At 66.6% G+C, this 26,314-nt stretch carries 28 protein-coding genes and 2 tRNA genes; 5 read left to right on the forward strand and 25 right to left on the reverse strand.

The genetic code is table 11. From position 1 onward, the window contains the following. Positions 1-2 precede the first annotated feature (2 nt). The 7 genes from ACMAUO_RS12485 to ACMAUO_RS12515 all read right to left on the reverse strand — a co-directional run bounded on the left by ACMAUO_RS12485 (position 3) and on the right by ACMAUO_RS12515 (position 7,025). Positions 3-893, reverse strand: coding sequence for an MlaE family ABC transporter permease (locus ACMAUO_RS12485; RefSeq protein ID WP_420357324.1), 891 nt, complete (start codon positions 891-893; stop codon positions 3-5). Continuing rightward, complete coding sequence (locus ACMAUO_RS12490) at positions 890-3,211, reverse strand: adenylate/guanylate cyclase domain-containing protein (RefSeq protein ID WP_420357325.1); 2,322 nt, start codon at positions 3,209-3,211, stop codon at positions 890-892. Before ACMAUO_RS12490 ends, ACMAUO_RS12485 begins: the two co-directional genes overlap by 4 nt. Before the next feature lie 111 nt (positions 3,212-3,322). Next, positions 3,323-4,003 carry a DNA polymerase III subunit epsilon gene (gene dnaQ / locus ACMAUO_RS12495; RefSeq protein ID WP_420357326.1) on the reverse strand — a complete coding sequence of 227 codons (681 nt, stop codon included), beginning with the start codon at positions 4,001-4,003 and terminating at the stop codon, positions 3,323-3,325. After that, complete coding sequence (gene coaE, locus ACMAUO_RS12500; RefSeq protein WP_420358258.1) at positions 4,000-4,650, reverse strand: dephospho-CoA kinase; 651 nt, start codon at positions 4,648-4,650, stop codon at positions 4,000-4,002. Before coaE ends, dnaQ begins: the two co-directional genes overlap by 4 nt. 2 nt (positions 4,651-4,652) lie before the next feature. Further along, the gene (locus tag ACMAUO_RS12505; RefSeq protein WP_420358259.1) at positions 4,653-5,561 is read right to left on the reverse strand and encodes a shikimate dehydrogenase; all 909 of its coding nucleotides are present in this window, start codon (positions 5,559-5,561) and stop codon (positions 4,653-4,655) included. A gap of 8 nt (positions 5,562-5,569) precedes the next feature. After that, on the reverse strand, positions 5,570-6,346 hold the full coding sequence (locus ACMAUO_RS12510) for an N-formylglutamate amidohydrolase (protein WP_420357327.1): 777 nt from the start codon (positions 6,344-6,346) through the stop codon (positions 5,570-5,572). Between the two features lie 88 nt (positions 6,347-6,434). Continuing rightward, positions 6,435-7,025 (reverse strand): TlpA family protein disulfide reductase, encoded by a 591-nt coding sequence (locus ACMAUO_RS12515; protein ID WP_420357328.1) that lies wholly within the window; start codon positions 7,023-7,025, stop codon positions 6,435-6,437. Between the two features lie 3 nt (positions 7,026-7,028). On the opposite strand from ACMAUO_RS12515, the gene argH reads away from it, so the two are divergent. Continuing rightward, positions 7,029-8,459 (forward strand): argininosuccinate lyase, encoded by a 1,431-nt coding sequence (gene argH, locus ACMAUO_RS12520; RefSeq protein WP_420357329.1) that lies wholly within the window; start codon positions 7,029-7,031, stop codon positions 8,457-8,459. Next, the gene (locus tag ACMAUO_RS12525; protein ID WP_420357330.1) at positions 8,456-8,608 is read left to right on the forward strand and encodes a hypothetical protein; all 153 of its coding nucleotides are present in this window, start codon (positions 8,456-8,458) and stop codon (positions 8,606-8,608) included. Before argH ends, ACMAUO_RS12525 begins: the two co-directional genes overlap by 4 nt. A gap of 452 nt (positions 8,609-9,060) precedes the next feature. Here ACMAUO_RS12525 and ACMAUO_RS12530 read toward each other — a convergent pair whose 3' ends face one another. Continuing rightward, positions 9,061-11,883 (reverse strand): DUF4175 domain-containing protein, encoded by a 2,823-nt coding sequence (locus ACMAUO_RS12530; RefSeq protein ID WP_420357331.1) that lies wholly within the window; start codon positions 11,881-11,883, stop codon positions 9,061-9,063. A 7-nt stretch (positions 11,884-11,890) separates the two neighbouring features. After that, a complete protein-coding gene (gene lysA, locus ACMAUO_RS12535; protein WP_420358260.1) occupies positions 11,891-13,249 on the reverse strand; it encodes a diaminopimelate decarboxylase in 1,359 nt (452 codons plus the stop codon). Positions 13,250-13,366: 117 nt separating this feature from the next. On the opposite strand from lysA, the gene ACMAUO_RS12540 reads away from it, so the two are divergent. After that, positions 13,367-13,771, forward strand: coding sequence for a cytidine deaminase (locus ACMAUO_RS12540; protein WP_420357332.1), 405 nt, complete (start codon positions 13,367-13,369; stop codon positions 13,769-13,771). 4 nt (positions 13,772-13,775) lie between these two features. Here ACMAUO_RS12540 and ACMAUO_RS12545 read toward each other — a convergent pair whose 3' ends face one another. From ACMAUO_RS12545 to gatC, 7 genes are all read right to left on the reverse strand, one after another. Then, on the reverse strand, positions 13,776-13,922 hold the full coding sequence (locus ACMAUO_RS12545) for a hypothetical protein (RefSeq protein WP_420357333.1): 147 nt from the start codon (positions 13,920-13,922) through the stop codon (positions 13,776-13,778). Positions 13,923-14,058: 136 nt separating this feature from the next. Then, the gene (locus tag ACMAUO_RS12550) at positions 14,059-15,351 is read right to left on the reverse strand and encodes an O-antigen ligase family protein (RefSeq protein ID WP_420357334.1); all 1,293 of its coding nucleotides are present in this window, start codon (positions 15,349-15,351) and stop codon (positions 14,059-14,061) included. A gap of 188 nt (positions 15,352-15,539) precedes the next feature. Further along, complete coding sequence (locus tag ACMAUO_RS12555; RefSeq protein WP_420357335.1) at positions 15,540-16,214, reverse strand: hypothetical protein; 675 nt, start codon at positions 16,212-16,214, stop codon at positions 15,540-15,542. 443 nt (positions 16,215-16,657) lie between these two features. Then, a tRNA-Ser gene (locus ACMAUO_RS12560) sits at positions 16,658-16,750 on the reverse strand. Between the two features lie 95 nt (positions 16,751-16,845). Next, a complete protein-coding gene (gene gatB, locus ACMAUO_RS12565; RefSeq protein WP_420357336.1) occupies positions 16,846-18,294 on the reverse strand; it encodes an Asp-tRNA(Asn)/Glu-tRNA(Gln) amidotransferase subunit GatB in 1,449 nt (482 codons plus the stop codon). Next, positions 18,294-19,781, reverse strand: a complete 1,488-nt coding sequence (gene gatA / locus ACMAUO_RS12570; protein WP_420357337.1) for an Asp-tRNA(Asn)/Glu-tRNA(Gln) amidotransferase subunit GatA — start codon at positions 19,779-19,781, stop codon at positions 18,294-18,296. Before gatA ends, gatB begins: the two co-directional genes overlap by 1 nt. Then, positions 19,778-20,065: an Asp-tRNA(Asn)/Glu-tRNA(Gln) amidotransferase subunit GatC gene (gene gatC, locus ACMAUO_RS12575; protein ID WP_182950850.1), complete on the reverse strand. Its 288-nt coding sequence runs from the start codon at positions 20,063-20,065 to the stop codon at positions 19,778-19,780. Before gatC ends, gatA begins: the two co-directional genes overlap by 4 nt. 76 nt (positions 20,066-20,141) lie before the next feature. Between gatC and ruvX the strand changes: the two genes are divergently transcribed. Next, entirely contained in the window at positions 20,142-20,621 is a 480-nt protein-coding gene (gene ruvX, locus ACMAUO_RS12580) for a Holliday junction resolvase RuvX (protein ID WP_420357338.1), read from the forward strand. Between the two features lie 103 nt (positions 20,622-20,724). Here ruvX and ACMAUO_RS12585 read toward each other — a convergent pair. Continuing rightward, positions 20,725-20,799: transfer RNA gene (locus ACMAUO_RS12585), tRNA-Val, on the reverse strand. A gap of 144 nt (positions 20,800-20,943) precedes the next feature. On the opposite strand from ACMAUO_RS12585, the gene ACMAUO_RS12590 reads away from it, so the two are divergent. After that, complete coding sequence (locus tag ACMAUO_RS12590) at positions 20,944-21,858, forward strand: N-formylglutamate amidohydrolase (protein ID WP_420357339.1); 915 nt, start codon at positions 20,944-20,946, stop codon at positions 21,856-21,858. 120 nt (positions 21,859-21,978) lie between these two features. Here the strand turns inward: ACMAUO_RS12590 and ACMAUO_RS12595 are convergent, their stop codons facing one another. The 8 genes from ACMAUO_RS12595 to ACMAUO_RS12630 form a co-directional block, all read right to left on the reverse strand. Then, complete coding sequence (locus ACMAUO_RS12595; protein ID WP_420357340.1) at positions 21,979-22,335, reverse strand: YidB family protein; 357 nt, start codon at positions 22,333-22,335, stop codon at positions 21,979-21,981. 371 nt (positions 22,336-22,706) lie between these two features. Next, the gene (locus ACMAUO_RS12600) at positions 22,707-23,870 is read right to left on the reverse strand and encodes a tyrosine-type recombinase/integrase (protein WP_420357341.1); all 1,164 of its coding nucleotides are present in this window, start codon (positions 23,868-23,870) and stop codon (positions 22,707-22,709) included. A 180-nt stretch (positions 23,871-24,050) separates the two neighbouring features. Beyond that, positions 24,051-24,437: a hypothetical protein gene (locus ACMAUO_RS12605; RefSeq protein ID WP_420357342.1), complete on the reverse strand. Its 387-nt coding sequence runs from the start codon at positions 24,435-24,437 to the stop codon at positions 24,051-24,053. After that, positions 24,434-24,811, reverse strand: a complete 378-nt coding sequence (locus ACMAUO_RS12610; RefSeq protein ID WP_420357343.1) for a LexA family protein — start codon at positions 24,809-24,811, stop codon at positions 24,434-24,436. Before ACMAUO_RS12610 ends, ACMAUO_RS12605 begins: the two co-directional genes overlap by 4 nt. Continuing rightward, positions 24,808-25,026: a hypothetical protein gene (locus ACMAUO_RS12615; RefSeq protein ID WP_420357344.1), complete on the reverse strand. Its 219-nt coding sequence runs from the start codon at positions 25,024-25,026 to the stop codon at positions 24,808-24,810. Before ACMAUO_RS12615 ends, ACMAUO_RS12610 begins: the two co-directional genes overlap by 4 nt. Next, on the reverse strand, positions 25,027-25,260 hold the full coding sequence (locus ACMAUO_RS12620) for a hypothetical protein (RefSeq protein WP_420357345.1): 234 nt from the start codon (positions 25,258-25,260) through the stop codon (positions 25,027-25,029). Next, the gene (locus tag ACMAUO_RS12625) at positions 25,257-25,766 is read right to left on the reverse strand and encodes a hypothetical protein (protein ID WP_420357346.1); all 510 of its coding nucleotides are present in this window, start codon (positions 25,764-25,766) and stop codon (positions 25,257-25,259) included. Before ACMAUO_RS12625 ends, ACMAUO_RS12620 begins: the two co-directional genes overlap by 4 nt. Further along, positions 25,763-26,239 (reverse strand): hypothetical protein, encoded by a 477-nt coding sequence (locus ACMAUO_RS12630; protein ID WP_420357347.1) that lies wholly within the window; start codon positions 26,237-26,239, stop codon positions 25,763-25,765. The genes ACMAUO_RS12625 and ACMAUO_RS12630 overlap by 4 nt, the downstream gene beginning before the upstream one ends. Positions 26,240-26,314 lie beyond the last annotated feature (75 nt).

Below are 26,314 nucleotides of genomic sequence, written 5' to 3' on the forward strand. Positions count from 1 at the left end.
CCTCAGCCCCCCAGGGTGAACAGGATGTTGACGACCATCACCGTCATGATGCCGCGCGCGAACCCGCGCGGCATCAGGGTCGCGATCGTGTCGTCGGCATCCACCAGCAGACCGGTCATGCAGGCCCCCAGGCCGACAAAGAACCCGACCAGAATGAATTTCAGCGGAATCACCAGAAAATCCCACGACGACATCGCGACCAGCACATTGGCGAAGAACGTCCAGACCGACGTCGTGATCACGCCCGAGGCATGGGTGATGATAAAACCCATCAGCAGCGCGTTGGTGGCGAACAGGATGCCCAGCGTAAAACCGCCGACCATGAACGCGCAGGTGCGCGGCAGTACCAGCAGCAGGAACGGGTCCATGCCCTGCGCCTGCAACGCGCGGATCTGCCCCCCCAGTGTCAGCATGCCGATCTCCGTCAGCACCAGCATGCCGCTGCGCCCCAGCAGGATGATCCCCACCAGCACCGGCGAGATCTCGCGCACCAGCACCGACACCAGGATCGACCCCGTCATCTGCGCCATGCCGGCAAAGCCAAGCCAGTAGACCGCCTGCGACACCACCATCAGCCCCGCCAGCGTGGCGGTCACGATGGTGCTGAGAAACCCGCCGCTCACCACCTGGCGCAGGCACAGGCGAAATTCCTCCCGCACCGTCCGCCGCCAGGAATTGGGGCGCATGCTCTCGCGCACCACCCCCCAGGCGGACCCGACCAGCACCAGCACGAACCGGACCTGATGGCGCGTCAGCCGCCCGATCCACGCCAGAGCAGGCCTGATGCGCGCCAGTCTCTCCCTCAGCCAGCCCGATGCCCCCCCCGGCTGGACCTCCGGCTGGCCGTCCTCCGGCGCGTTGGACGGCGCCGGCGCAACCGCCCCGCCCGTCATCGCCGCCCCGCCAGAACATAAGTGCGCGTCATGCCCGCATGCGGCACGAAGAAGCGCCCGCGCTCACGGAACAGGAACCGCCCACGCAGAAGCTGGTATACCTCCTCCGACACCTGGATGGTGCCCACATCCGGCGCCCCCTGGGCCATCATCTCGGCCATGCCGATGGCGTCGCCCCACAGGTTGAACACCTTCGGATCGTCGCCGAGCAGCCCGCCGAAGACCGGGCCGACATCGATCCCCATGCGAAAGACCGGGTCCAGATCGGCGCGCGACAGGATCGAGAGCGACGCCTCGCGCATTACCAGCGCCGCATCCGCCATCCGCTCGGCGGCGGTCGGATCGGGCGTGTGCGAACAGCCCGCCACACAGACCAGCCGATGGCCCAGCATCTTGATCGAATACAGCCCATGGTCCCGCGCCACGGTCTGGAGCTGCACCGCCAGCGCTTCCACCAGCGCGATGATCCGCGCCGGATCGGCCCGCGAGGACGTGATGATGTCGGCAAAGGTAATGACCATGACCGCCACGGCCGGGAACAGCCCCTCCACCGGTCCCCCCTGCCCATCGGCCTGCGTACTGCCCGGCGGAATCAGGAAACCATCGCCCAGCGAATGCTCGGCTTCCGGCGCCGGCGGCGCGGCCAGTTCCTCGGCGGCGGCGGCAACCGCGCTGTAATGCTGGGCGGAGAAGCGCGCCGCCACCACACCCGCGATCATGGCCACGAAATGCGACACCAGCCCGGCACGCGGCGCATCCTCCAGCGTGATCATGCCGATCGGCCCCGACGCCCCCAGGATGGGCGCCAGGAACAGGCTGTGGCTGCCGAAGGTCCGCATGAACAGCCGATGGAAACTGACCGTCCGCTCGTCCGCCCCCGCATCGGGCACCGTGATGGCATCGCCATGCGCCACCAGGTCGAAAAAGGCCTGGAGGTCGGTGCGCGACAGTTCGAAACCGCCCGAATGGGCATCATGCCGCGCATCGTAGGAATCGACGCACAGCAACGTCGCGCCGTCATGCATCAGACGCCAGACCGAGGCCCGCCGCGCCAGCGCCATCTCCGCCAGGCTGCGCGTCAGGATCAGCGCCTCGTCGGTCGGGTCGAACAGCGCCGGATAGCTGGCCACCGCGCGCAGCGTCTGGCTTTCGCGCCCCGAAACCGCACGCAGGCCCGCCAGTTCCGCCGACACGTGCTCGGTCCGCCGCCCCTGGCGGAACAGCAGCCCCCCCAGCAGTGCTGCAAGCGCCACGATCAGCAGCGAGAACAGCAGGTTCTGCCGGCCGTCCACCATCGCGAAATTGGCGAAATCGCTTTCCGGCGCCACCAGGATCAGCACCCATTTCTTCGCCGTCGAGGGCATCGGGGCCGCCATGGTCACGAAATTGCGCTTGCTGCTGCGGACTGTATGCGGCCCGTATCCCTGCACGCGATAGACATCGAACGCCTGCGCCAGCGCCGGATAGGTCTGGGGGTCCAGCACCATCTTCGACGGGTCCCAGTTGGCCTTCTTCGCCACGTCCAGCATGTGCCGCCCGGCCAGAAGATGCCCGTCCTGATCGAGGATCAGCGCATGGCCGCTCTTGCCGATCTTCAGCGAATCCAGAAAATTGGTCAACTCGTTCATCGACAGGTTGACGGCGAAGACGAACTTCCGGCCATCCTGGCCCTGATAGACGATCGACGCCGTGATGATCATCTGCCCGGTCTGGCTGATCAAATAGGGCGCCGACCAGTAAAGCTTGCCGGACTCGGCCGTGCCCCTGAACCATTCGCGGGTCCGCGGGTCGTAATTACCGGTCGGATTGCTTTCCGTCCGCAGCACGTTGCCCTTCTCGTCACGGAACTGATGGACGAACTGCGCCCCGGCCCCCTCGCCCGTCAGTTGCGTCGTCTCCAGCCCCTTGCCCTTCGGGTCGCGTTCGATCAGGTCGAAATGCCCGTCGGAATCGGCCAGATAGAAGGAATGAACCTGCGGCACATGCCGCAGCATGCTGCCGCCGTAGGAATTGAAGATCTTGATGATGGCGGTCTGCGAGCCGTGTTCCAGCATGTCGCGCGCAATCACCGTTCCCGCCGTGGCCGGGCCCAGATAATCGCCGACTTCCTGTGCGATGTAGTTCTGCTCGCTGACCAGCAGGTCGTGGGTCAGCGCCAGCGCGCCGGAGCGAATCGAACGGTAGGAATGCAGCCCGATCCCGGCGATGACGGCCACCACCAGCACGACGCCGAATATGGGAACGCCAACATGCAGCAGAAAACGCCTGACCTGATCGGAATGGGCATCGGCGGGGTCCACGATCTCGTCAGCGTTCAATGATCTCTTCCCGATCTGTTGGCCCAGAGCGCAAGACGGCTGCCTCGTTACGATAGGATACACGCGCCAAAAAAACCAACCCGCGAGATGCCTACCTGCCACCCACCGCCGTTACGACGACCAGATCGGCTCCTTGACCTTCTCCAGAAAACGGCTGTGCGCCGCCAGTTCTTCGGGCGTCGGCACGACCAGGCGCGGCGTGCGATTCGTTACCCGCGCGTAGCTGTGCGCCGCCGGGCCCCCAGCCCCATCCTCCATCATCAGGCCCAGCCCGCGCTGACGGCCCCCCATCAGTTCCAGATAGACCTCGGCCAGCAGCCGGCAGTCGAGCAGCGCGTTATGGGTGGTGCGGGCCGAGAGATCGATGGAAAAACGCCGGCACAGCGCATCCAGGCTATTCGGCAGGCCCGGATAGCGTTCGCGCGCGATATCCAGCGTATCGACCATCCGCTCCAGCGACAGCACCGGCTTCCCGGCGCGCTCCAGTTCCGCATTCAGGAAGCCGAAATCGAAGCGCGCATTATGCGCGATCATCCTGTCCGGTCCAATGAACGCCAGGAATTCGTCAGCGATCTCGTGAAAGCGGGGCTTGCCCTCCAGATCCGCCAGCGTAAAGCCGTGAACCTTCGTCGCCTCCTCGGGAATATCCCGCTCCGGATGGATCAGCACTCGAAAATGCTGCCCGGTCGGCAGGTCGTCGATCAGTTCCAGGGCGGCAATCTCGATCACCCGATCGCCCTTTTTCGGGTCCAGGCCGGTCGTCTCGGTATCGAACAGAATCGATCGCTTCATGGCGTTTTCCCTTCGGCACCCAGCCGCATCCCCGCTTCCGCGCGCAGCCGCATTCCGGCTTCAGCGCGCAGCCGCGCGACCAGACGGCGCACCCGGCGCACGGTATCATTCCGCGACAACCCGGTACAGATCACATCATCCGCCCGCCGCCGCTTCTCCCGATCGGGCATCTGGCGCGCGATCACCGCCGCCACCTCGCCCGGCGCCATGCCCCGCCGCCTTGCCACGCGATAAATCTGCACATCCGGCGGCGCCGACACCACCGCAACCCGGTCGCACAACCGGTCCCCCCCGGTTTCGAACAGCAGAGGAATATCCAGCACCGCCCAGGAATGCCCCGCGCGCCGCGCCCGCGCCAGAAACCGGTCGCGCTCCTGCCGCACCATGGGGTGGATAATGCGCTCCAGCCCCTTCATGACGGCCCCATCGGCGATCGCGGCCCGCCGCAGCACCGCGCGATCCAGCACCCCGTCCCGCACCGAGCCCGGCACCAGCCGCTTGATCGCCGGCAGCGCCCGGCCGCCGGGCGCCTGCAACGCATGGACCGCCGCATCGGCATCGAATACCGGAAAACCGGCCCGCCTCAGCATCCGCGCCACCGTCGACTTGCCCATGCCGATCCCGCCGGTCAGGCCGAGGATGCGCATCGTCACCGCGCGAGGTCGGCGTCGAACAGCGCCTGGATATCGGCATCGACCTCCGGATCGACCCCGAACCAGCATTTGAAGCCCAGCCGGGCCTGATGCAGCAGCATCCCCGTGCCGTCCACAACCCGCAGCCCCCGCGCCACGGCGGCGGTCAGCAGCGGCGTCATGCGCGGCACATACACGATGTCCGACACCACCATGTCGTCGGGCGCCCGCGACAGGTCGGACGTAAACACATCCCCCGGCCCGCCATGCATGCCCAGCGACGTGGTGTTCACCAGCAGCGCATGCCCCGGCAGATGCGCCGTCCACTCCGCCCAGTCGATCACCGAAATCGGTGCCGGCCCCTCCGCCGACAGCGCCTCGGCCAGCGCGACAGCCCGCGCGGTCGTGCGATTGGCCACCGAAACCGCCACCCCGCGATCCAGCAGGCTGGCGGCAACCGCCCGCGCGGCGCCACCGGCCCCCAGCAGCAGCACCGGCCCGCGCGCCACATCCACGCCCTTCGCCTCCAGGCTGGCGACGAACCCGTCGCCATCGGTCGAATGCGCCTCGATCGTCCCATCCTGCGCGAAGACCAGCGTATTGACCGAACCCGACCGCACGGCCGAGCGATGCAGCCGGTCGGCAATCGCGAACGCCGCCTCCTTGTGCGGAATGGTCACGTTCGCCCCCCGGAACCCGGCGGCGCGCAGGCCATGCACCGCCACGTCGAACGCCCCCGGCGCCACCGGCAGCGGCACATAGGCGCCGTCGATGCCATACCGGGCCAGCCAGAAATTATGCAGCAATGGCGAGCGCGAATGCGCCACCGGCCACCCGATCACACCGGCCAGCGCGGTCGTCCCGCGAATCGTCAATCGACCCGGTGCGACCGGCGCCGAAGAAAGATGCTCCACCACGTCGTCCATTTCCGCCTTCACGCCGTGTAGCGCGCCCAGGCCAGCGGCAGCAGCCGCGCCAGCCGATCGGCCCATTCGCGCTGCCCCGCCGCATCGGCCACCAGATCCTGCCTGATCTCCAGTTCCACATGCGGCAGGTCGCGCCTCTCGCCATGGAACGGCACCGTATAATCGCTGGTATCCGTCAGCGCATAGGGCTCGTTGTCTCCCACCAGCAGGCCCGGCTCCCGGTCCAGCAGGTCCTTCAGCATCACCCCGAAGCGCGGACCATGATTATGCAGGATGCCCGCGTGCCACGGGCGCGCCATGCCCCCCATCTCGGGCGTAAAACTATGCAGCGACACCAGCACCGTCGGCAGCCCCCGTGCCAGCCGCGCATCCAGTTCCTCGGTAATCCGGTCATGATAGGGCTGGAAGATCCGCTCCACCCGCTCCCTCTCCGCCGCCTCGTCCAGTTCCGCATTGCCTGGCACCAAAGTCCCGTCGCTGCTCCGCACGATCGAGGTCGGGTGCCCCGGCGCGCGATTGCAGTCGATCACCAACCGCGAATAGACCTGCTCGACCAGCATCGTCTCCAGCCGTTCGGCCAGCAGCCGCCCCATGCCGGCCATGCCGATATCGCAGGCGATATGCCGTTCCCAGTCCGGCGCCGGCACGCCCAGATCGCCCAGCCGGGCCGGCACCGCCCGCCCCGCATGGTCGCTGACCAGGACGAATGGCGACAGGCCCGTCCGGCCATGCACCCGCACCGGCTGCGGATCATCCGCGCCCAGCAGCGGTTCGTCCTGTCGCATTATGTCGCCCTCACCTGCTATTCCGATCCCAGCCGGTTCTACCGCGCGCGCCGCCCGCACGAAAGCCACGGCACCGCACCGCAGTCCCTCAACCGCCAGCCGCCAGCCCCCGCACCCGCTCCGGCGTCGAGGCCGGGTCCCAGCGTACCGGGCCGACGATTCGCGCCACCTCGCGCCCCGTCCGGTCGATCACCAGCGTCACCGGCACCCCGTCCTCACGCAGCGCGGTCGGGATCTGCATGTGCGGATCGCACAGCACCGGCAGGTCGGCGATGGCATGGGTGCGATAGAATCGCCGCACCAGGTCCACCCCTCCATGGTCGATCGAGACCGGCAGCACCGCGATATCCCCCGCCGGCGCCACCTGCCGCGCCAGCGCGGCCAGCGCCGGCATCTCCGCCACACAGGGCTGGCACCAGGTCGCCCACAGATTCAGCACCACGATCCGCCCATGCCAGTCGGCCAGATGGCGCGTGGCCCCCGCATCATCCACAAAGCTCAGGTCCGGCAGCGCGCGCGGCGCGGCGGTGCGGCGCGGCGGCAGGTCCACCGGCACCGGTTCCTCCGCCCGCGCCGGCGACGCAAGGATGGAATTGCACCCGGCCCATGCGGCCAGTAGGGTGCCGCCATCTGCGAGCAGCGCTCGCCGACCGACGGTTTTCGACAGGATCTGGGGCATGGCATGTCTGTGAACGAAGAACATGCGACCGACAATGACTCCGCACGGGCGAATGTCCAGTGGGGCGGTCGGTTCGCGGGTGGCCCCTCGGCCATCATGCAGGACATCAACGCCTCGATCGGCTTCGACAAGGCCCTGTGGCGGCAGGATATCGCCGGCTCGCTGGCCCACGCCGCCATGCTGGCGAAAACCGGCATCATCAGCGCCGAGGACGAAGCCGAGATCCGTCGCGGCCTGACCGGCATCGGCAAGGAGATCGAAGCCGGCCGGTTCGATTTCAGCCCCCGGCTGGAAGACATCCACATGAATATCGAGGCCCGCCTGTCCGACCGCATCGGCGAGGCCGGCAAGCGCCTGCACACCGCGCGCTCGCGCAACGACCAGGTCGCCACCGATTTCCGCCTCTGGGTGCGTGACGCCATCGACGGGCTGGACGGCCAGATCGCATCCCTGATGCGCGCCCTCGCCCGCCGCGCGCGCGAACACGCGGCCGACCCCATGCCGGGCTTCACCCATTTGCAGACCGCCCAGCCCGTCACCTTCGGCCATCACCTGATGGCCTATGTGGAAATGCTGGCCCGCGATCGTGGCCGCCTGGCCGACACCCGCCGCCGCCTGAACGAATGCCCGCTCGGCTCGGCTGCCCTGGCCGGCACCTCTTTCCCGATCGACCGGCGAATGACCGCGAGCGCCCTGGGCTTCGACCGCCCGACCGCCAACTCGCTCGACGCCGTGTCCGACCGCGATTTCGCGCTCGAATATCTCTCGGCCCTGTCGATCATGGCCATGCACCTGTCGCGCCTGTCCGAGGAAATCGTGATCTGGTGCTCGGCGCCCTTCGCCTTCATCCGCCTGTCCGACGCCTTCACCACCGGCTCGTCGATCATGCCGCAGAAGCGCAACCCGGACGCGGCGGAGCTCGTGCGCGCCAAGATCGGCCGCATCGGCGGTGCGCTTGTCGGGCTGCTGACGGTCATGAAGGGCCTGCCGCTGGCCTATGCCAAGGACATGCAGGAAGACAAGGAACCGGTCTTCGCCGCCACCGACGCCGCCGCCCTGTCGCTGGCGGCCTGCGACGGCATGATCCGCGACCTCAAGCCCAATACCGAGCGCATGCGCGCCTATGCGGGCTCGGGCTTCTCCACCGCCACCGACCTCGCGGACTGGCTGGTACGGGTGCTCAAACTCCCCTTCCGCACCGCCCACCACGTCACCGGCCGGCTGGTGGCCTTGGCGGAAAGCCGGGGCGTGGACCTTTCCGACCTCTCCCTGGCCGACATGCAGGCCGAAGAACCCGGCATCACGCAGGACATCTTCTCGGTTCTCACCGTCGAGGCCTCGCTCGCCTCCCGCACCAGCGAGGGCGGCACCGCGCCCGACAATGTCCGTGCCCAGGCCGAACGCTGGCTGGCCGCGCTGGGCGACACGCCATGATCCGGCGCCTGATGCGCCCCGTCGGCACCGCGCTGGGCCTCGCCCTGCTGCTGACGGGCTTGGCCGCCTGCGGCAAGAAGGGCGCACCCTCGGCCCCCGGCCCGACCTCGCATATGACGTATCCCCGCACCTACCCCATGCCCGACTGAATTTGAGCGGGGAAACGCGCGCTGGTGGCGATCCGATGCGCGTTTCCTGTGCTCCGGTGCTCACGGCCATCAAGGCCGCTCCGCTCCGGTGCTCGGAAACACACACCGGGCGCGACCCTTCGGGCCGCTCTCGCTCACCAGCCCACGTTTCCCCGCTCAAATTCCGAGCCTCACGCCGACCAGTAACAGTCTCGTGTTCGCGGCCTCTCGGCCGCTCCTCTTCGATGTCTGCCGTAAAGCTGGCTGGCTTCCAGAGGCGATCCGATGCGCATTGCCTGCGCTTCGCTGCGAAGCTCGCCAATACACACCGGGCGCGGCCCTGAAGGGCCGCTCTCGCTCACCACCCCGCATTTCCCCGCTCAAATTCCAAGCTTCACGCCGACCAGTAACGGTCTCGCGTTCGCGGCCTCTCGGCCGCTCCGCTTCGATGTCTGCCGTAAAGCTGGCAGCTTTCAGAACGGCTTCAACAGGCGGTCCAGGTAATCCAGTTCGTCGCGCGGACGGGTACGGTCGGAATCCCGGCGGCGCAGTTCCTGCTCGATCTCGCGGGCCCGCTCGCGCGATACGGCATCGGGCACATGGGTATCGGCGTCGATTCCCTCCTTGCCCTCACCGGTCCGCCGGCCCAGCGGATCGCGATCGCCCTTTTCATCTTCCTGTGCGCTTTCGCCAGAATCGTCACCCTCGCCCGGCTTGCCACCGCCGGAACTGTTCGAGAAGCCCGGCAGGAAACTGGTCATGCCGCTACCGCCCGATCCCTTCATGGCCTGATGCATCTGCTGGTCGCCCTTCTGCAGGTCGGCCAGGGCCTTGCGCTGCGCCGCCGCCGCAGCCGCGTCATCGCCGCTGGCCAGCGCGGTGCGCGCATTCTTGATCGACTCTCCCGCATCGGCAAAGCCGGACGGCGCATCCTTCCCCGTCAGTCCCTTGAATTCACGGCCCAACTCACCGAGCGCCTGCCCCAGCGCGCGTTGCACGCCCCGGTCGTCACGCCGCGCGGCCTCGTCACCCGGCGCGCCTCCGCCAGGCTGCCCCGGCCCGGACGACGGCGATCCCTTCGCCCCATCGGCCGAAGCACTCCCCTGCGGCGGCCCGCCCTGCTGGCCGGACTGGTCGTCCTGCATCCCAGGCAACGGCCGCAGACCCAGGCGACGCATCAGCTCAGCGGCCGGCATCGTCGCCAGATCGCCATCCGAATCCGCCTCTTCCTCCTGCTTCGCCCGCCGCTCCGCCTCGGCCTTGTCCCGCGCGCGCTGCACGCGGTCCAGACGCGCCTGGCTGTGATCCAGCAGACCAGACTGGCGGGCAATCAGGTCCCGCAGCCCCGCCTGCTGTTCGGCGGCCTGCTGGCGCGCCATCATCTGCGCCGCCAGATTCGCCATGTCCTGGGGCGAGGCCGTGCGCATATGTTCCAGCATATCTTCCATGCGCTGCATCATCTGCATCGCATCGGCGGAGCGGCCGTTCTTCGCCGCATCCTGCATCTGCTGCATCATCTTCGACAGCGCGCGGTCGCCATCCTGGGTCATCCCCGGCAGATCGGGGATCGCGGTATGCGATTGCAACGCCTGCTGGGCCAGCGCCTGCATCCGGCGGGAAATCGCCTGACGCAACACTTCCATCCGCCGCTGCAATTCGCTCTGCTCGGCGGGCGACTGGCCCTGCGCCCCCAATGCCCGCATGCGGTTCAACTGCGCGGTCACGGCATCCTGCGCCGCCCGCACATCCAGCGCCGCCTGGGCACCAGCCTGCCCGCCATGCCGAACGTCCTCGATCTCCAGCGCCAGATACCACAGCCGCGCCACCACCTGATCAAGCGCCACCTGATGCGCCACATCGGTGCTTTCCAACAGCGCCGCCACCGACGCCAGATTCAGCAGCATCCCCTCATCGGCCTGGAACGGATCGGGCATCTCTCCCAGCGCGGCCAGATCGGCGGCGCCATCGGCCGCGTTCTCACGCCCCAGCGCCAGCCGGCGCCTGATATCCAGTACCGCCTTGGCTACCGGGCTGGTGAACTTGCGCGCACCCAGACGGAATCGCGCCTCCGGGCTCGTGCCCTGCTGCCCGCTGGTGCTGGTCGCCACCAGCCGGCCCACAACCTCCTCGCCAGCCCAGGGATCGGCCGAAAGATCGGGCGTGGCCACGCCGGACGCATCGCGCGGCTGGCCGTCCAGCGGAATCGGCACGCTCAACACCCGTCCGGCCGGCGCCCCCTTGCCCTGCTGTGCCAGCCGCAACTCGGCATGCAGCGACGCAACGCCATAAGCCTGCTTGGCGGCATAAGGCAGCCGCGTGCGAAATTCGCCCGCCGGGCTGCCCGGCCGCGCCCCCCATGCCACGGTCGGCGCCGCATCGGGCAGCACCGTCACGGTCCAGTCGCTGAAGGTCCGCCCACGCCCGCGCAACGCCAGCGTCGCACTGCCCAGCAGCTTGATCTCCGCCGACCAGCTTCCCGGCCCCAGCGCGCGGAACCGCTCGTCCGCCACTGCCGGCCCCGACGCCACCGGCGCAACACGCACGCTCGGCCGCCCATGCAGATCCGTCACGCTGACGCTCAGGACCGAGCCCTGGGGCACCGTCGCCTGCCCCGTCCGCTCGTCCAGAAACACCGGCGCACCGGGCGCATAGGCCGGCAGCGTAATCCACGCCTGAATATGCGGACGCACCGCCCCCGGATCGTCCAGCCCCGGCCAGAACGCCGCCGCCAGCCGCCCCGGCGCCTCGGGCCCGGCCCAGCCCAGCGCCGCCAGCAGGCCCACCGGCAGGACAATCCCCAGACGCCAGGGATCCCGCACGCCCGCCCACAGGCGCGGCCAGCCGGCCCGCAGCCGCCCGATCGCATGGCCCGTGCGCCACAGATGCGCCGCCCACAATCCCGCCTGTTCCGTGCCGCCCGCCGCCGGATGATCGGCCAGCGTCTGCAACGGCCGATGCGCCAGCCCCGACGCCCGCTCGATCCGCCGGTCGATATCGTCCAGCGTCGGCGCCACCACCCGACGCCCCCGCCAGACGCCCCACCCCACGCAGGCCCCGGCCAGCAGAACCAGCATCACCCCACGCAACAGGTCGGACAATGCCTGCGGCAGCCCCAGCAGACCCGCGATCACATAGGCGGCAACCACCCCCAGCACCGGCAGCACGACAGGCCGCACCGCCTCGATCCACAAGACCAGCCGCGCGCGATGCCGCGCCGCCGCCAGACGCACCGCGAACGGCACGACGGAAGGCGCCGGCGCCCGGTCGCCCCCCAGGGATGTGGACCCGCCCGCCATGCCGGGCTCAGCCGCCTGCCGGCGCGGGCATCACCCAGTCGGGAATCCGGTCGGCCGCCCACAGGCTCTCCACGGCCTGGCGTTCGCGGATCACCGACCAGCGCCCGCCATCGACCAGCACCTGGGCCGCCAGCGGCCGGCCGTTATAATTGGAACTCATGACCGCCCCATAGGCACCGGTATCCAGCAGCGCCACCCGCGCCCCCTCGTCCAGACGCGGCAGAATCCGCCCATCCGCAAAGGAATCCGCACTCTCGCAGACCGGCCCGACCACATTCACCGCCTCCACCGGCCGCGTCGCATCGCGCGCCGAAACCGGCAGGATGCCATGCCAGGCCTCATAGAGGCTGGGCCGCATCAGATCGTTCATCGCCGCATCCAGGATCAGGAAGGACGGCAACCCATCCTCGCCCGCCTTGCGCAGGATCACCCGCGACAGCAGCAGCCCGGCAGGCCCCGCCAGCCAGCGCCCCGGCTCGATCGCCAGCCGCACATCCAGATCGCCCAGTTCGGCGCGGATCGCCCCGGCCAGCGCCTCCGGCGCCCCCTCGACCTCATCGCGATAAGTGATGCCAAGCCCGCCGCCACAATCCACCAGACTGACCGGCACCCCCCGCGCCCGCACCGCGCGCACCAGGTCCGCCACCCGGGCAAACGCGGCCCGATAGGGCGCCATGGCGACGATCTGACTGCCGATATGCACCGAGAACCCCAGCGGCTTCAGCCCCGGCAACCCCGCCGCACGCTCGTACAGCGCGGCAGCCCGGGCATAGGCAATGCCGAACTTGTTGGTCGAAAGCCCGGTGGTGATCTTCTCATGCGTACCGGCATCCACGTCCGGGTTCACCCGCAGCGTGATCGGCGCCACCCGCCCACGTGACGCGGCGACCTCGGAGAGAATATCCAGTTCCTCGGCACTCTCGACCGCGATGTGGCCAATGCCCTCGGCGAGCGCCAGCGCCATTTCCTCGCGCGTCTTGCCCACGCCCGAAAACACGATCCGCCCCGCCGGCACCCCCGCCGCGCGGGCCCGGCGCAGTTCGCCACCGCTGACCACGTCGGCCCCGGCCCCCTCCGCCGCCAGAATACGCAGCACGGCCAGATGATCGTTCGCCTTCACCGCGAAATGGATCGACGGCACCAGCCCCGCCCCGCGCATCGCCCCATCCAGCAGGCGATAGCGCGCCCGCAGCGTGCCAGCCCCCATGACCCAGGTCGGCGTGCCGACCGCATCCGCGATCGCGTTCAGCGGCACGTCCTCCAGCATCAGGCCATCGAGGGCATGCATCGACAGATGCGGGCGCGCGGCCAGCAGGTCGGCAACGGTCGGGTCCTGCTCGGCAGGCGCAGAGGGGCAATCCAGCATGGATCGAGAATACCGGCACGGCGCCCCGGTTCCAAGCGCCACAAACCCCACATGCTGTTCTTTCGCCATGCGATCCGATAGAGGGTTCATCAGGCTGGACAAAGCAGGGAGGCCACAATGTCCGACGACACGCTGATCGACGCCGCGATCGCCGTCCGCACCAACGCCTACGCCCCCTATTCGCGCTTTCTGGTCGGTGCCGCCCTGCACGACGCCGAAGGCCGGCTCTTCGTCGGCTGCAATACCGAAAACGCCGCCTACCCCGAGGGCATCTGCGCCGAAGGCGGCGCGATCTCGGCCATGGCGGCCGCCGGCGGCCGGCGCATCGCCGATCTCGTCATCTGCGGCGGCGGCGACCGCGCCTGCGCGCCCTGCGGCGGCTGCCGCCAGAAAATCCGCGAATTCGGCGCGCCCGACCTGAGAATCCGCATGGTCAACCCATCCGGCGACGTCCTGCTGGTCCGCACCCTGGCCGAACTGCTACCCGACGCCTTCGGCCCCGAAGATCTCGGCGTAGCCTGAACCGCTACAACCAGCCGACCGCCCGACAAGCCGCAACACGCGCCTTGCTGACGGGAATACTCAGCCCCGAGGGCAGTTCCAGTTGCCAGGACTGCCCCCTGCGCGCGGCCTGGGGCGCCGCCTGCATCGCCACCCAAAACGAACGATGCACCTGTAACCCCGCCCCCCTCGCCCAGACTGCGCGCCGCACTGGCCGGCTATTTCCTGGGCTGGGCACTGGCCTTCCGCCACCAGTACGAGGACGCACACCACGTGACGGCATAACCGCCCCCGAGAGCCCGGCGCGATTACAGCCGCCGATCGGCCTGGCTCTCACCCGCGATATCGGCCGAGGCCGCCAGCCCCCAGCCGACCATCAGAAAGATCCAGCCGGCCGTCCGCACCGTGAACAGCGCGCTGCTCGACGCCAGCGGCCACAGCATCACACAGCTCGTCACGCACAGCATCGCCTGCTGCGGCGCCTGCGCCGGCGACAGCACCCGGACCATCCGCCACAACCAGCACGCCACCATGGCCAGGAAACAGGCCAGCCCCACCAGCCCCGCCGTGGTCGCCACATCCAGATAGATATTATGCGGATGGATGTTGCACCCCAGCGCAGCGCCCCGGCTCGGGAATGTATGGCCGAACAGCACAAGATCGCGGACATAGGCCGGGTCGGCGCAGGCATTCCTGAACCCGTCCACCCCCACCCCCAGCCACGGATGCTGCTCCAGCATCACCCCGGCGCGGATATAGATCTGCCCATAGGGGCTGTCGGAGAAATGCTGCATCTGGTCCATGAACCGGACCACCAGCTTCGCATAGGCCGGCGGCGACAGCACCGGCAGCAGCGCCAGCCCCGCCGCCGCGACCAGTCCGGCGGCCAGCACCGGCCAGCGCAACCGGCGGATCAGCACGGCCATGACGACCAGCCCCAAGCCGAACAGCAGCGCGGGCATGCGCTGCCCGATCAGGATCATCGTCAATGTCAGGAACATGATCAGCCCGACACCCGCCAGCCGCGCCCGCCACGCCGGCGCTTCCAGCCAGCGCACGGCAAAGACCATCAGCCCCGGAAACACGACCATCAGCAGCGCGGCCCCCGCACGCGGCTTGTAGAACGGCCCGGTCAGCGCGCCATCCACCCAGCGCGGATACCCCCACAGATTGGTTCCCAGCAGATATTGCTGCCAGCATTCCACGACCAGCCACAGGGCCGCCAACGTCACCGACACCCCCAGCCAGCGCCGCACCGCGCCATCGCGCAGCACCCAGCGCTCCAGCGCCACGCAGAACAACAGGAACCGGCCGAGCACGAACGCCTCGGCCACCGCATGGCCGGTACCATGCATCACCGACGACAGGATCGCGCACCCCCAGAACGCCAGGGCGAACACCGGCCACCCCCGCCACCAGCCGCGATCCCGCACCCGCACGCAATGCAGAAGAAAAAATACGGCGATACACGACATGAACCCGTCGCTGATCGCCCGCCCCCGCAACAGAAAGAACGGCAACATCAGGGTCATCGCCACGGCAATTCCGCGCGTCACGCCATCGGGCACGCCAAGGCGCCCGCTTACCTTTTCAACCATCATCCCCACTTAACGCCGCTTGCCAGTTCGTACTCCCCCATACAGGCGCGCACGCATCCCTGGCGACCGGACAGTCCGGCACGAATTGTTTCAGAACCTGACTAACGCCCACGCGCAACAATCCGTTCCGCCCCGCTGCCTGGGAACCACACACACACCTGTTCACCATCGGCGCTTATGGAAACCATTCTTCAGGCAACAGGCATCTCACGGCTGGTCAGGCGCCGCATCCTGCTATCGACATGCGGATTGACATAATGGAACAGCGCGGTCGCACGAATTTGGTCATGATCGCACGGCTCGTTGGCATGCACCGAGCGATACCCCCAGAAGAAATAAACACTCCCCGGCGTCATGCGGACCCGAACCGGCTGCAGGACCCCTGACACCACCCCCCGCTTCAGCACGATCTGCGTCAGACGATTATCCAGCAGCATCTTGTCGAACAGATTGCCCGTGTAGGTCTTCCTGATGCCCCGCCGGTTGGGAAACATGATCAGGTCGCCCGCCTTGCCGACCGATGGCATCAGGACCGGTACCAACGCGGTGATGACATACGAATCATAATGGAAGAAATGCGCGTGCTTTTCGCCGGTCCGGCCGGAAAGGCCCCGCAGCACCTGATAGAACGGCGTATCGGGAGCCGGCCTGCCCGTTCCCATCCGATAAATTGTCCGGCAGGCGCGGTTGAATTCAGGCGAGAGGGACAACGCCTCCAGCAGCGTGCCGCTGACCGGCCCCCGTCCCGTAAAGCCGACATATTCTCCGCCTGCCTCCGCAACCTTTCGGGTAACGAAATGCCGCAACAGCGACAGATGCCCGGCGTCGATGCAATCCTCGGCCACCCCGAAACCGGTCCGGTTCATGTCCTCGACGATTTGCGCAAGCACACTGTGCGGCAGGTCGGGAAAAACCCGGCCGGGCAAAGATGTCCCGGCGCTTCCGATCTCGGATGTAACAAACGCAGCCTCAGTCAGGCTGATAGCAGCAGGTTGATCCCTGTTCATTATTTTGTCCCCGGAACGCGGAGACGGTGAACGGCACACGGTAATACCGGTTCCATCGACCAGATCCACACCGGCCCGGCATCAGATGGGGTCCGGCATCTCGCCAGCCGGACGATCCTCAGAGGAAAATCGTTCAGACCATTCCAGATAAAGAATAGAATACCGCGCGGCCTACCCCGAAGGATGACGCAGCGCGGTCATACCTCGCAGAGTCTTTCACCGATTTGTGAAAAACAGGCATAGCGACAGCCGAACAGCCATGCCATGCGTCATACCGCTATTCATTTTCAGGAAAGGAAAGTTGGCGGAGGGGATGGGATTCGAACCCACGGTACGGCTTGACACCGTACAACGGTTTAGCAAACCGCCGCCTTCAGCCACTCGGCCACCCCTCCGCCGAGGAGCGTGTTTGTTAACACGGCGTTTGCAGCGCTGCTTGTAGACTGTCACCACAGCGCCGTCAAACCCCAAACCGCCGGCTCCCCGGCGATTACAGCACTTTCTTCAGCGCCTCGTTCACCAGCGCCGGATTGCCCTTGCCGGCCATCGCCTTCATGACCTGCCCGACGAAAAATCCGAACAGCTTGTCCTTGCCGCCGCGATATTCCGCCAGCTTGTCTGGGTTCTTGTCCAGCACCGCCTGCACGGCGGCGTCGATCGCCCCCGTATCGGTCACCTGCCGCAGCCCCTTGCGCTCGACGATCTCCGCCGCCGACTCACCGGTCTCCAGCATCTCCTCGAACACGTCCTTGGCGATCTTGCCGTTGATCGTGCCGTCGGTGATCAGGTCCAGCATGCCACCCAGCATGTCCGCGCTGATGGGACTATCCTGGATCGTGCGACCAGTACGGTTCAGCGCCGCGAAGAAATCGCCGATCACCCAGTTCGCCGCCAGCCGAGGATCACGCCCGCGCGCCACCGTCTCATAGAAATCGGCGGTCGCCTGTTCGGCCACCAGCACGCCGGCATCATAGCGCGGAATACCATACTCGTCCTGGAAACGCTGGCGCTTCGCATCCGGCAGTTCCGGCAGATGCGCGGCCAGGCCCTGAACCCACGCTTCCTCAATCACCAGCGGCAGCAGGTCAGGATCGGGGAAATAGCGGTAATCGTGCGCATCTTCCTTGCTGCGCAGCGACCGCGTCTCGGATCGCGCCGGATCGAACAGACGCGTTTCCTGATCGACCGAACCGCCGCTCTCCCAGATCTCCACCTGCCGCACGGCCTCGACCTCGATCGCCTGCATGACATAGCGGATCGAGTTGACGTTCTTGATCTCGCAGCGCGTACGGAACGGTTCGCCGGCCTTGCGAACCGACACGTTCACGTCGGCACGCATCGAGCCTTCTTCCATGTTGCCGTCGCAGGTGCCCAGATAGCGCAGGATCATGCGCAGCTTGCGCAGATAGGCCCCCGCTTCCTCAGGCGAGCGGATATCCGGCTCGCTGACGATCTCCATCAGCGCCACGCCCGCCCTGTTCAGGTCAATGAACGAGCGCGCCGGATCCTGATCATGCATCGACTTGCCGGCATCCTGTTCCAGATGCAGGCGGGTAATGCCGATCACGCGGGTCGAACCGTCCGCCAGTTCGATCTCCACCGCACCCTCGCCGATGATCGGATGCGTAAACTGGCTGATCTGGTAGCCCGTCGGCAGGTCCGCATAGAAATAATTCTTGCGGTCGAACCGGCTTTCCAGATTCACCCGCGCCTTCAGCCCCAGCCCGGTGCGGACGGCCTGCGCCACGCATTCCCGGTTGATGACCGGCAGCATGCCGGGAAACCCGGCATCGACCAGACTGACATGCGTGTTCGGCTCACCGCCGTAGGAAGCCGAGGCCCCCGAAAACAGCTTGGACTGGCTGATGACCTGGGCATGGACTTCAAGCCCCACCACCAGTTCCCACGGGCCGTCACGCCCTTCGATCAGATAGGTCATCACACCACCTCCGCGCGCACGGCCGGACGATGCGTGAAGCCCGCCGCCCGCTCCAGGGCACTGGCCGCCGCGAAAACCGATTCCTCGTCGAACGAACGGCCGATCACCTGCAAGCCCAGCGGCAGCCCGGATGCGCTCAGCCCGGCGGGCACCGACATCGCCGGCACGCCGGCCATGCTGGCCGGCACGGTAAACACGTCGTTCAGATACATCTGCACCGGGTCATCCATCTTCTCGCCCTGCGCAAAGGCGGGCGACGGCGCGGTCGGCGTCAGCAGCACGTCCACCGTCCGGAACGCATTCTCGAAATCCTTGCGGATCAGGTTCCGCACCTTCTGCGCCCGCAGGTAATAGGCGTCATAATAGCCGGCCGACAGCACATAGGTTCCCATCAGGATACGCCGCCGCACCTCGGCCCCGAACCCTTCGCGCCGGGTCGCTTCATACAATTCGTCCAGCGACGCACCGGGCACCCGGCGCCCGAATCGTACGCCGTCATAACGCGCAAGGTTCGACGAACATTCCGCCGGCGCCACGATATAATAGGTCGCCAGACCATATTTCGTGTAGGGCAGCGACACCTCGACGATCTCGCATCCCGCGTCACGCAGCCAGGCGATGCCCTGTTCCCACGCCGCCTCGATCTCGGCAGGCATGCCGGCCACCCGGTATTCGGCGGGAATGCCCACCTTCATGCCCTTCAGCGACCGGCCGCAGGCAGCGCGATAATCCGGCACCGCGATATCCACGCTGGTACTGTCGCGCACGTCGAAACCGGCCATGGATTGCAGCAGGATGGCGCAATCCTCGACCGTGCGCGCCATCGGCCCAGCCTGGTCCAGCGAACTGGCGAAGGCAATCGTTCCCCAGCGGCTGCACCGCCCATAGGTCGGCTTGATCCCCGCGATCCCGCAATAGGAGGCAGGCTGGCGGATCGACCCGCCCGTATCGGTGCCGGTCGCCCCCATGGCCAGCCGCGCGGCCACCGCCGCCGCCGACCCACCGGACGAACCGCCGGGCACCAGCACGGTCTGGTCATCCCCCGCCCGCTTCCACGGATTCTCCACCGAACCGAAGGCCGAGGTGATGTTGGCCGAGCCCATGGCGAACTCGTCCAGGTTGGTCTTGCCGACAAAGACCGCGCCATCGGCCAGCAGGTTCGCCGTCACCGTGCTTTCATAGGGCGGGACAAACTCTTCCAGCATCCGGCTGGCGGCCGTCGTCCGCACGCCGTCGGTGCAGAACAGATCCTTGATCCCCAGCGGAATCCCGGTCAGCGCCGGCGCATCCTCGCCACCGGCCAGGATCGCATCGGCCCGCCGCGCGGCATCCAGCGCCAAATCGGACGTGACGGTGATAAAGGCATTCAGCCGGCCATTCAGACGGTCGATGGCCGCGACATGCGCGCCCACCAGTTCCTCGGCGGAGAATTCGCGGCGACGCAGCCCCCCCTGGGCAGCGGCGATCGTGAGTTCGGTCAGCATCATTCCACCACCTTCGGCACGGTATAGTACGGCCCCGCCGCATCGGGCGCGTTCGACAGCACGGCATCGCGCGCGCCGCCATCGGTCACCACATCCTCGCGCATGCGCAGGGCGGCGTGCCCGGTGCCGACCATGGGTTCGACACCGTCGATATCGACTTCGTTCAATTGCTCGATCCAGCCGAGAATGCCGTTCAGTTCCCGCTGAAGGGCGGGCAGGTCGGACTCATCGATACCGATCCGTGCCAATCTGGCGATACGTCGGACCGTCGCGGGGTCAAGCGACATGAAGCACAACTTTCCATTATCATCTGGGGGGAATATCCTGCCGGTCAGGACACCGCGCGGACCATAGACCCAGACCATGCCCCTGTTCAACATGCACCAGATCCGCGCCCGTCTGGGTCGCGGCCAACGCCTGCTGGGCATTGATCCCGGCCAGAAGACGATCGGCCTCGCCCTGTCGGACCCGCTGCTGATGCTGGCCTCGTCCTACGGCACGCTCAAACGCGGCAAACTCGGGGCCATCGCCGCCGAAATCGGCAAGATCGCGGCGCGGGAGGAGGTCGGGGGCCTGGTCTGCGGCCTGCCGCTGTCGATGGACGGCAGCTTCGGCCCGGCCGCCCAGGCGGCGCATGACTGGATGCTGAACCTGTCCGATCTGGTCGGCCTGCCCGCCGCGATGTGGGACGAACGCCTGTCCTCCAGCGCCGTGAACCGCATGCTGATCCAGGACGCCGACCTCACCCGCCAGCGCCGCGCCGAACTGGTCGACAAGCTGGCGGCCGCCTACATGCTGCAAGCGGCGCTGGACGCCTCGGCCACCCGATCGGAGAGCGTGTGAAGAACAGCCCGCCCCACGCACGCCGCTTAAGCGGCCCGCTCACGCGGCGACCGTTTTTTCAAACGATCTCTTTGGCAATTTTCAGAAAGGGGAACCCGAAGGATGGTGGGCGCAACAGGGATTGAACCTGTGACCCCTACCATGTCAAGGTAGTGCTCTACCGCTGAGCTATGCGCCCATCCGTTCGGTGAACAGGCTTCTAGCCGGGCAACCGGCGTTGCGCAACCCATCCGTACGGAAAAAATGACGAGCCAGTGACCGTTTCCATTAACATATTAAAAAGAAAACATAATATCCGCCTCACCGCGCCGGACGGCCGTACGTGACGCAAACGGACTCCCCGATCTCCCCTGAATCGGATACGCCATCGGAGGCACCTTCCGGCCCTTTCGTGCTGGTGCCGCCCGCGTTTGCGGGCGTGCCGCTGGTCGTCGCCTCCCCCCATTCGGGGCACGCCTATCCGCGGGATTTCCTCACTTTGTCGCGCCTGGACCGCACGGTCCTGCGCCGCAGCGAGGATTTCCGCGTCGACGAACTGCTGGCCGGCGCGCCCGGCGTCGGCGCGCACATGATCCACGCCACCTTCCCGCGCATCTATTGCGACGTGAATCGCGATTCGGACGAACTCGACCCCACGATGTTCACCGAGTCCGTGCCCCCCGAGCGCACGACCATCACGCCGAGGGTACGCGCGGGCCTCGGCGTCATTCCCCGCATCTCCGCGTCTGGCGCGCCCATCTACCGCACCCGGCTGCCGCTCCGGGAGGCAACGGAGCGAATCGTCCGCTTCTGGGCCCCCTATCACGCCGCCCTGTCAGCCCTGATCGAGGCCCAGGTCACGGCCCACGGCGTCTGCGTGCTGATCGACTGCCATTCCATGCCCGGCACCGGCCTGCGGGCCTACGACATGCCGGATTTCGTGCTGGGCGACGCCTGGGGGGCGTCCTGCGCGCCCGCCCTCACCGAAGCGGCCGAGGCCTGCCTGCGCTCCTACGGATTCCGGACCAACCGCAATGCCCCCTATGCCGGCGGCTACGTCACGCGCCATTATGGCAGGCCCGCAACAGGCTGCCACGCGCTACAGGTCGAAATCGGCCGCGCACTATACATGGATGAAAACGGCCTGACGCCGAATGCCGGCTTCGGGGAGATCCGCACCGTCATGACCGCGCTGCTGCGCACGCTGGCCGGCGTCGCCACCGACCTGGCCCACTCGTCCGGCATCCGGACGGATTGACGGGATACGACGCGCAGGCACCCGGAGACTGTTTGCAAACTCAGCCCGCCGAGCGAGCGTGCCGCGAAGCGCGGAAAATGCCAGTCGGGTCGCCGGCGGGGTAACTTTGCAGACAGTTTCTCAGGCAGCCGGAGGCGAGCCGCCCGGCGTCTGATGATCCACCGCGGCCGGCAGAAACTGCGCCAGTGCCGGCAGGATCGTCGCCGCCGGCAGGCCGGTCTTGTCGACCAGCGCCTGCACCTGCTGGTTCGAGAGAATCGAACGCAACTGGTCGGGCGACACCGGCAGGTTCTCGCCATTGCCGATCCACGACCGCACCTTGTCGCCCAACCCGGCCTGCTCGGCCTGGGCCAGCAAGGTCGAGATACCGTTGGCCGATGTCAGTTCGGCGAGATGCTGATGCACCTGATCGGTCAGGCCCGTGCTGTCCGCCAGTTCCGTCAGCTTGTTCACCAGTCCGTCAAAGAGTCCCGCCATGATCCACCTTCAATGCCGATCGGTTCAGTAGAGGCCAATCATCATGGATCAGCCAAGGGGTCCGGACAAAAAAAAGACGGTGCCGAAGCACCGCCAAGTTTAGGGAGGAAACGTCCAAGAAGCAGCCGTTCAAACGAAACGCTGCAACCCGATTTTGATGGCTCAAATCACTTTTAAGTGTCAAGAAAAATCGCGACGGCAAGCGCGCGTTCACGCCCGATGCGGCACGACAGCGCCACCGGACCCGATGAAGACCGCAGGATTTAAAGGGGGTTTTTCCGGTCGGATGGTGGGTGCGACAGGGATTGAACCTGTGACCCCCGCCGTGTGAAGGCGATGGGTCGGCCGCTTAATCAACTGATATAGATTAGTTATTCTTCCCCATGCGTCTCTTGGCTCGGATATGGCACACATCCGGCAATGTCTGTCCAGTCCGTATGAGCCAGCCACGCCCGAATCGCCCCCCGATAATGATCCGGCATTTTTTTTGCGTAGCGCGTGACCATTGTGATGGTCTGCCAGCCCCCATCCTCTTTGAGCCTCAACAGGTCCTTGTGGACGCAATAGTGCCATGTCGCGAAAGTGTGACGGAGGCAGTGAGGCGTCAGATCTGGGACAAACTGGCGCTTCTCCGCCCGCTCTCCCTTGGGCACCCACACACGCTCGCGCCCGGGCAGCCCTGACCGCCGGCACGCGAACGCCCATGCGCTCTTGATCTGGCCGCCGCCAGTGCGGCCAGTGTCATGATACCCCTCCCCGATCTCCTTTCCGGATGTTGCCCCGGGCGGCCGCCGGCTCCGGACGGGCCGAAAAACGCGACCGGTGCGATGGGCTATACCCCTCAGGGCCAGCACTGCTACCGGCGGTAGATCGATATGCCTCTCGTCGCCCTGCTTCTGCCAGACGACGGCCCGGCGCCCATCCAGGTCGACATCCTGCCATTCCATCTCCAGGGCCTCGGACATCCGCGCCCCGGTCGCGATAAGGAAGACCAGCAGCGGCCGGACATGCGGCGCAGCCGCGTTCACGAGATCTGTTGCCTCATCGGGCCGCAGGAATCTCATCTTGGTCTGGGCGACCCTGGGGCGCGCAAATGCTGGCTTGGCGCACCACCCGCGAACAGCGGAAAACTCGAGTACGGCGCGCAGCGGCGTCAGAACCGCCCTGATCTTCGTCGCGCCAGATGCCTCGGCCCCCTTGGTCAGGATCGCCTTATAAGCCTGGTCGAGATCGCTCTGCCCGATAGAGTTCACCTTGCGCGTGCCGAAGTGACTCAGGAGCCGATCGATGTGCGTCAGCGTCGTGGCGCTCCGCTGCTCCGCTTCCAGGTAGGCGGTCACGGCGCTTGCGAATGTTACGACAGCCCGCTTGCCGTAGACCGATTCCTCCCAGAGTTCCGCCTCGCGCTTTGCTCTGTAAGCCTCTGCCTGCTTCGGATCAGTAGTGCCTGTGCTTTCGAAAATGCCCTGTCCTCTGACGGTTCCACGGACATAGAGCGTTTCGCGGCCTTTCCGCTTGACGATGGACAGGGGCATTCGAGACTTTCAAGCAGGCATTTCATGTCTTCTGGGCGGAACAGGATCTTCTTGCCTATTCTGCGGTGAGTCGGAGCCCCATTAAATGTCGGGGTGGCCCTCAGGTGTGCCAGAAGCTTGGTGCGCCCCACGATCCCGCGCAGATCTTCCAGCACGCGGTCTAGCTTCAGGTACGATACTTCAGCCATCGCCCCGCCCCCCATCCAGCGCCCGGTCGCGCCATCCCGGCCGCGCTGCATCCAGAACAACCAGCAGAGCATCCATCTCCGGCCATGGTTCAAATGCCAGCGGGTCGCCGCCCTTGAGCGCGGAGTCCACGCCATGCTCTGACAGCGCTACCGCGATCGCGGCAGAAATGACGCTCTGCGCCTGGTGCCGGCCGATGGTAACGCCGGCCTCCCGTCCATTCTGGGCACCGCGTTGATAGCCGCGTCCCTCGGCTTCCTCCAGCATCCTGTCGACCCAGATCCGATAGACGTCCATCGGATAGTCCCGCCGAATAACTGTCGCCGCCGTTGCGCCCAGGATCTCGGTAATCTGTACGTCGCGCGTCCTGTGCTGGGTCATACTTTCCTCCAACGGATCGGGGCATTATGCGATCGGGTGATGATCCCCTTGCGCTCCAATGCCCTGAGATGTCCCCACACGGTGCTGGTGGAAACGCCAAGGCTATGGGCCACCTGATCCGTACGCGGGTCGAAGCCTCCCGAACTCGGCATAACGACATCCAGAATCCGCCTCTGGGTCGCCGTCAGCTTTGGGTGTCGGGCCGTAGAGCCTCTTTCGCCGGAGGGGATAGCCTGGCAGAGCGGGCCAATGCCGAACAGCGCATGCGCCTCATCCCGTGACAGATGAATACCGACGCCTACTGATGCTGCAAACTGGCCCCTCCGGATCGCAGCCTCAGCAACGGATTCCCATTGTGCGGTTCTGCTGCTCATCTCTTCCCTCCCGCAAAATACTCGACGGCATCGCGCACGACGGACAGTTGATCATTGGTAGTAATCATCGCTTCGCACGGCAGAGCCTCCGGTGCGCGGACGATTATCGTCACCTTGGCATCCGGTCTCACCGTTGCCTTGATGGCGTTTGCGTGTAGATCGAGCATCGCAAAAAAGGATGCTGCGGCCTTGTCATTGACAGGTTGATCCATCATTCACTCCGCAGCAATCACCGCCGCCCGATCGAGGGCGGTGACGCGGTTTGCCTGGGCCAGCAGGGTGGCCATGCGTTTCGGGACACTGTTGCCGACCAGGCGCATGCTTTCGGACTTGGTCAGCCGCCGGCGCTTGCCGTCGATCTCGATCCATATACGCCGCGTCTGGACCTTCCGTCCGTCCAGCAGGGCGCGCACCATTGGCGTGTTGAAAAGCATCGGATGGTCGGTCATGCCGTCACCTTCGCCGCCAGCATGGCGTCCCGGTCGCGCCAGACGGGCGAGCCGGCGTGGATGTATCGCTGCATCGTCTCGATCATTCCGGCCATGTCGGGATGGCGCGAGCTCGTTCCTCCCTCACGTTCGCGACGATGGAACATGATTTCGACGTGCCTGAACGTCCGTGCGGAAATCGAGACGCGGATGCAGCACTCATGGGCGAGGAAGACCAGCTTCGTCAGCGCTGCACTGTCGAAGGTCGCGAGTTCATGTCGCCATGCGACAACCAGCCACTGGTCGCCGCCCCATTCGATCGTTTCCCAACTGATCGGCGCATTGTAGATCCCGTCGCCGGCAATGCCGAGGATCTGCATACACGTCGCCTGAAACGGGTTGAGCTTGTCAGGTGCCCCAGCCCATCCCTTGCGGCAGTCCTTGCGCGGCTTGCGTGTCAACATGCTCTTGGCCGCAGCGATATTGCTCTCGACCCACGCAGCATGGTCCATGGTGGCGTAGCTCATGCGGCCGCCCCTTCCATCTTTTTCATAAGGTCCAAGAGAAGTCCGCGAGCCGTCAGCGTTTCAGCGCGGCGATCGGGGCTGAACCGGAACTCGAGGCACGTGTCGGTGATCTCGATCGGCTCCAGCGGCCACGGCAGATCAAGCGCCGCCTCGGCTTCCATGGCGACCGTGCGGGTGACGGCGGGCCACTGGCCGGGAATGGCGTCTATGCGCCCGTCATGCCCCAGCAGCAGCGACTGGTCCGGCTGACGCACCCACTCGACGACCTGCCGCGTCCAGAGGGTCGAAACGCTCACGATGATGGCGGATGCGCCGATCGGCGCGACCACGCGTCGCCAGGCGGCAGGGCGGCGCGGCAGCAGGGCCAGAACCTCATCCGGGACCGGCAGCGCCTGCGCGGGCTTCATGCACGGACCCGCACGGTCCGCAGGCATGCTGGCGATGAACTCGACCAGATCGAGCTGCTGGGCCATCACGACAGCCCCCACACCACAGCGGCGATGGCCATGGTCCAGAACAGCATCCCGGCGGCGACCGCCACCAGAATG

The organism is Gluconacetobacter brunescens (assembly GCF_048695475.1).
GTDB lineage: Bacteria > Pseudomonadota > Alphaproteobacteria > Acetobacterales > Acetobacteraceae > Gluconacetobacter.

Excerpts from the sequence above, each read along its gene's own strand:
- ACMAUO_RS12485 (WP_420357324.1), bottom strand. The coding sequence starts at position 893 with ATGACGGGCGGGGCGGTTGCGCCGGCGCCGTCCAACGCGCCGGAGGAC.
- dnaQ (WP_420357326.1), bottom strand. The coding sequence starts at position 4,003 with ATGAAGCGATCGATTCTGTTCGATACCGAGACGACCGGCCTGGACCCG.
- coaE (WP_420358258.1), bottom strand. The coding sequence starts at position 4,650 with ATGCGCATCCTCGGCCTGACCGGCGGGATCGGCATGGGCAAGTCGACG.
- ACMAUO_RS12505 (WP_420358259.1), bottom strand. The coding sequence starts at position 5,561 with ATGGACGACGTGGTGGAGCATCTTTCTTCGGCGCCGGTCGCACCGGGT.
- ACMAUO_RS12510 (WP_420357327.1), bottom strand. The coding sequence starts at position 6,346 with ATGCGACAGGACGAACCGCTGCTGGGCGCGGATGATCCGCAGCCGGTG.
- ACMAUO_RS12515 (WP_420357328.1), bottom strand. The coding sequence starts at position 7,025 with ATGCCCCAGATCCTGTCGAAAACCGTCGGTCGGCGAGCGCTGCTCGCA.
- argH (WP_420357329.1), top strand. The coding sequence starts at position 7,029 with ATGTCTGTGAACGAAGAACATGCGACCGACAATGACTCCGCACGGGCG.
- ACMAUO_RS12525 (WP_420357330.1), top strand. The coding sequence starts at position 8,456 with ATGATCCGGCGCCTGATGCGCCCCGTCGGCACCGCGCTGGGCCTCGCC.
- ACMAUO_RS12530 (WP_420357331.1), bottom strand. The coding sequence starts at position 11,883 with ATGGCGGGCGGGTCCACATCCCTGGGGGGCGACCGGGCGCCGGCGCCT.
- lysA (WP_420358260.1), bottom strand. The coding sequence starts at position 13,249 with ATGCTGGATTGCCCCTCTGCGCCTGCCGAGCAGGACCCGACCGTTGCC.
- ACMAUO_RS12540 (WP_420357332.1), top strand. The coding sequence starts at position 13,367 with ATGTCCGACGACACGCTGATCGACGCCGCGATCGCCGTCCGCACCAAC.
- ACMAUO_RS12550 (WP_420357334.1), bottom strand. The coding sequence starts at position 15,351 with ATGATGGTTGAAAAGGTAAGCGGGCGCCTTGGCGTGCCCGATGGCGTG.
- ACMAUO_RS12555 (WP_420357335.1), bottom strand. The coding sequence starts at position 16,214 with ATGAACCGGACCGGTTTCGGGGTGGCCGAGGATTGCATCGACGCCGGG.
- gatB (WP_420357336.1), bottom strand. The coding sequence starts at position 18,294 with ATGACCTATCTGATCGAAGGGCGTGACGGCCCGTGGGAACTGGTGGTG.
- gatA (WP_420357337.1), bottom strand. The coding sequence starts at position 19,781 with ATGATGCTGACCGAACTCACGATCGCCGCTGCCCAGGGGGGGCTGCGT.
- gatC (WP_182950850.1), bottom strand. The coding sequence starts at position 20,065 with ATGTCGCTTGACCCCGCGACGGTCCGACGTATCGCCAGATTGGCACGG.
- ruvX (WP_420357338.1), top strand. The coding sequence starts at position 20,142 with ATGCCCCTGTTCAACATGCACCAGATCCGCGCCCGTCTGGGTCGCGGC.
- ACMAUO_RS12595 (WP_420357340.1), bottom strand. The coding sequence starts at position 22,335 with ATGGCGGGACTCTTTGACGGACTGGTGAACAAGCTGACGGAACTGGCG.
- ACMAUO_RS12600 (WP_420357341.1), bottom strand. The coding sequence starts at position 23,870 with ATGCCCCTGTCCATCGTCAAGCGGAAAGGCCGCGAAACGCTCTATGTC.
- ACMAUO_RS12605 (WP_420357342.1), bottom strand. The coding sequence starts at position 24,437 with ATGACCCAGCACAGGACGCGCGACGTACAGATTACCGAGATCCTGGGC.
- ACMAUO_RS12610 (WP_420357343.1), bottom strand. The coding sequence starts at position 24,811 with ATGAGCAGCAGAACCGCACAATGGGAATCCGTTGCTGAGGCTGCGATC.
- ACMAUO_RS12615 (WP_420357344.1), bottom strand. The coding sequence starts at position 25,026 with ATGATGGATCAACCTGTCAATGACAAGGCCGCAGCATCCTTTTTTGCG.
- ACMAUO_RS12620 (WP_420357345.1), bottom strand. The coding sequence starts at position 25,260 with ATGACCGACCATCCGATGCTTTTCAACACGCCAATGGTGCGCGCCCTG.
- ACMAUO_RS12625 (WP_420357346.1), bottom strand. The coding sequence starts at position 25,766 with ATGAGCTACGCCACCATGGACCATGCTGCGTGGGTCGAGAGCAATATC.
- ACMAUO_RS12630 (WP_420357347.1), bottom strand. The coding sequence starts at position 26,239 with ATGGCCCAGCAGCTCGATCTGGTCGAGTTCATCGCCAGCATGCCTGCG.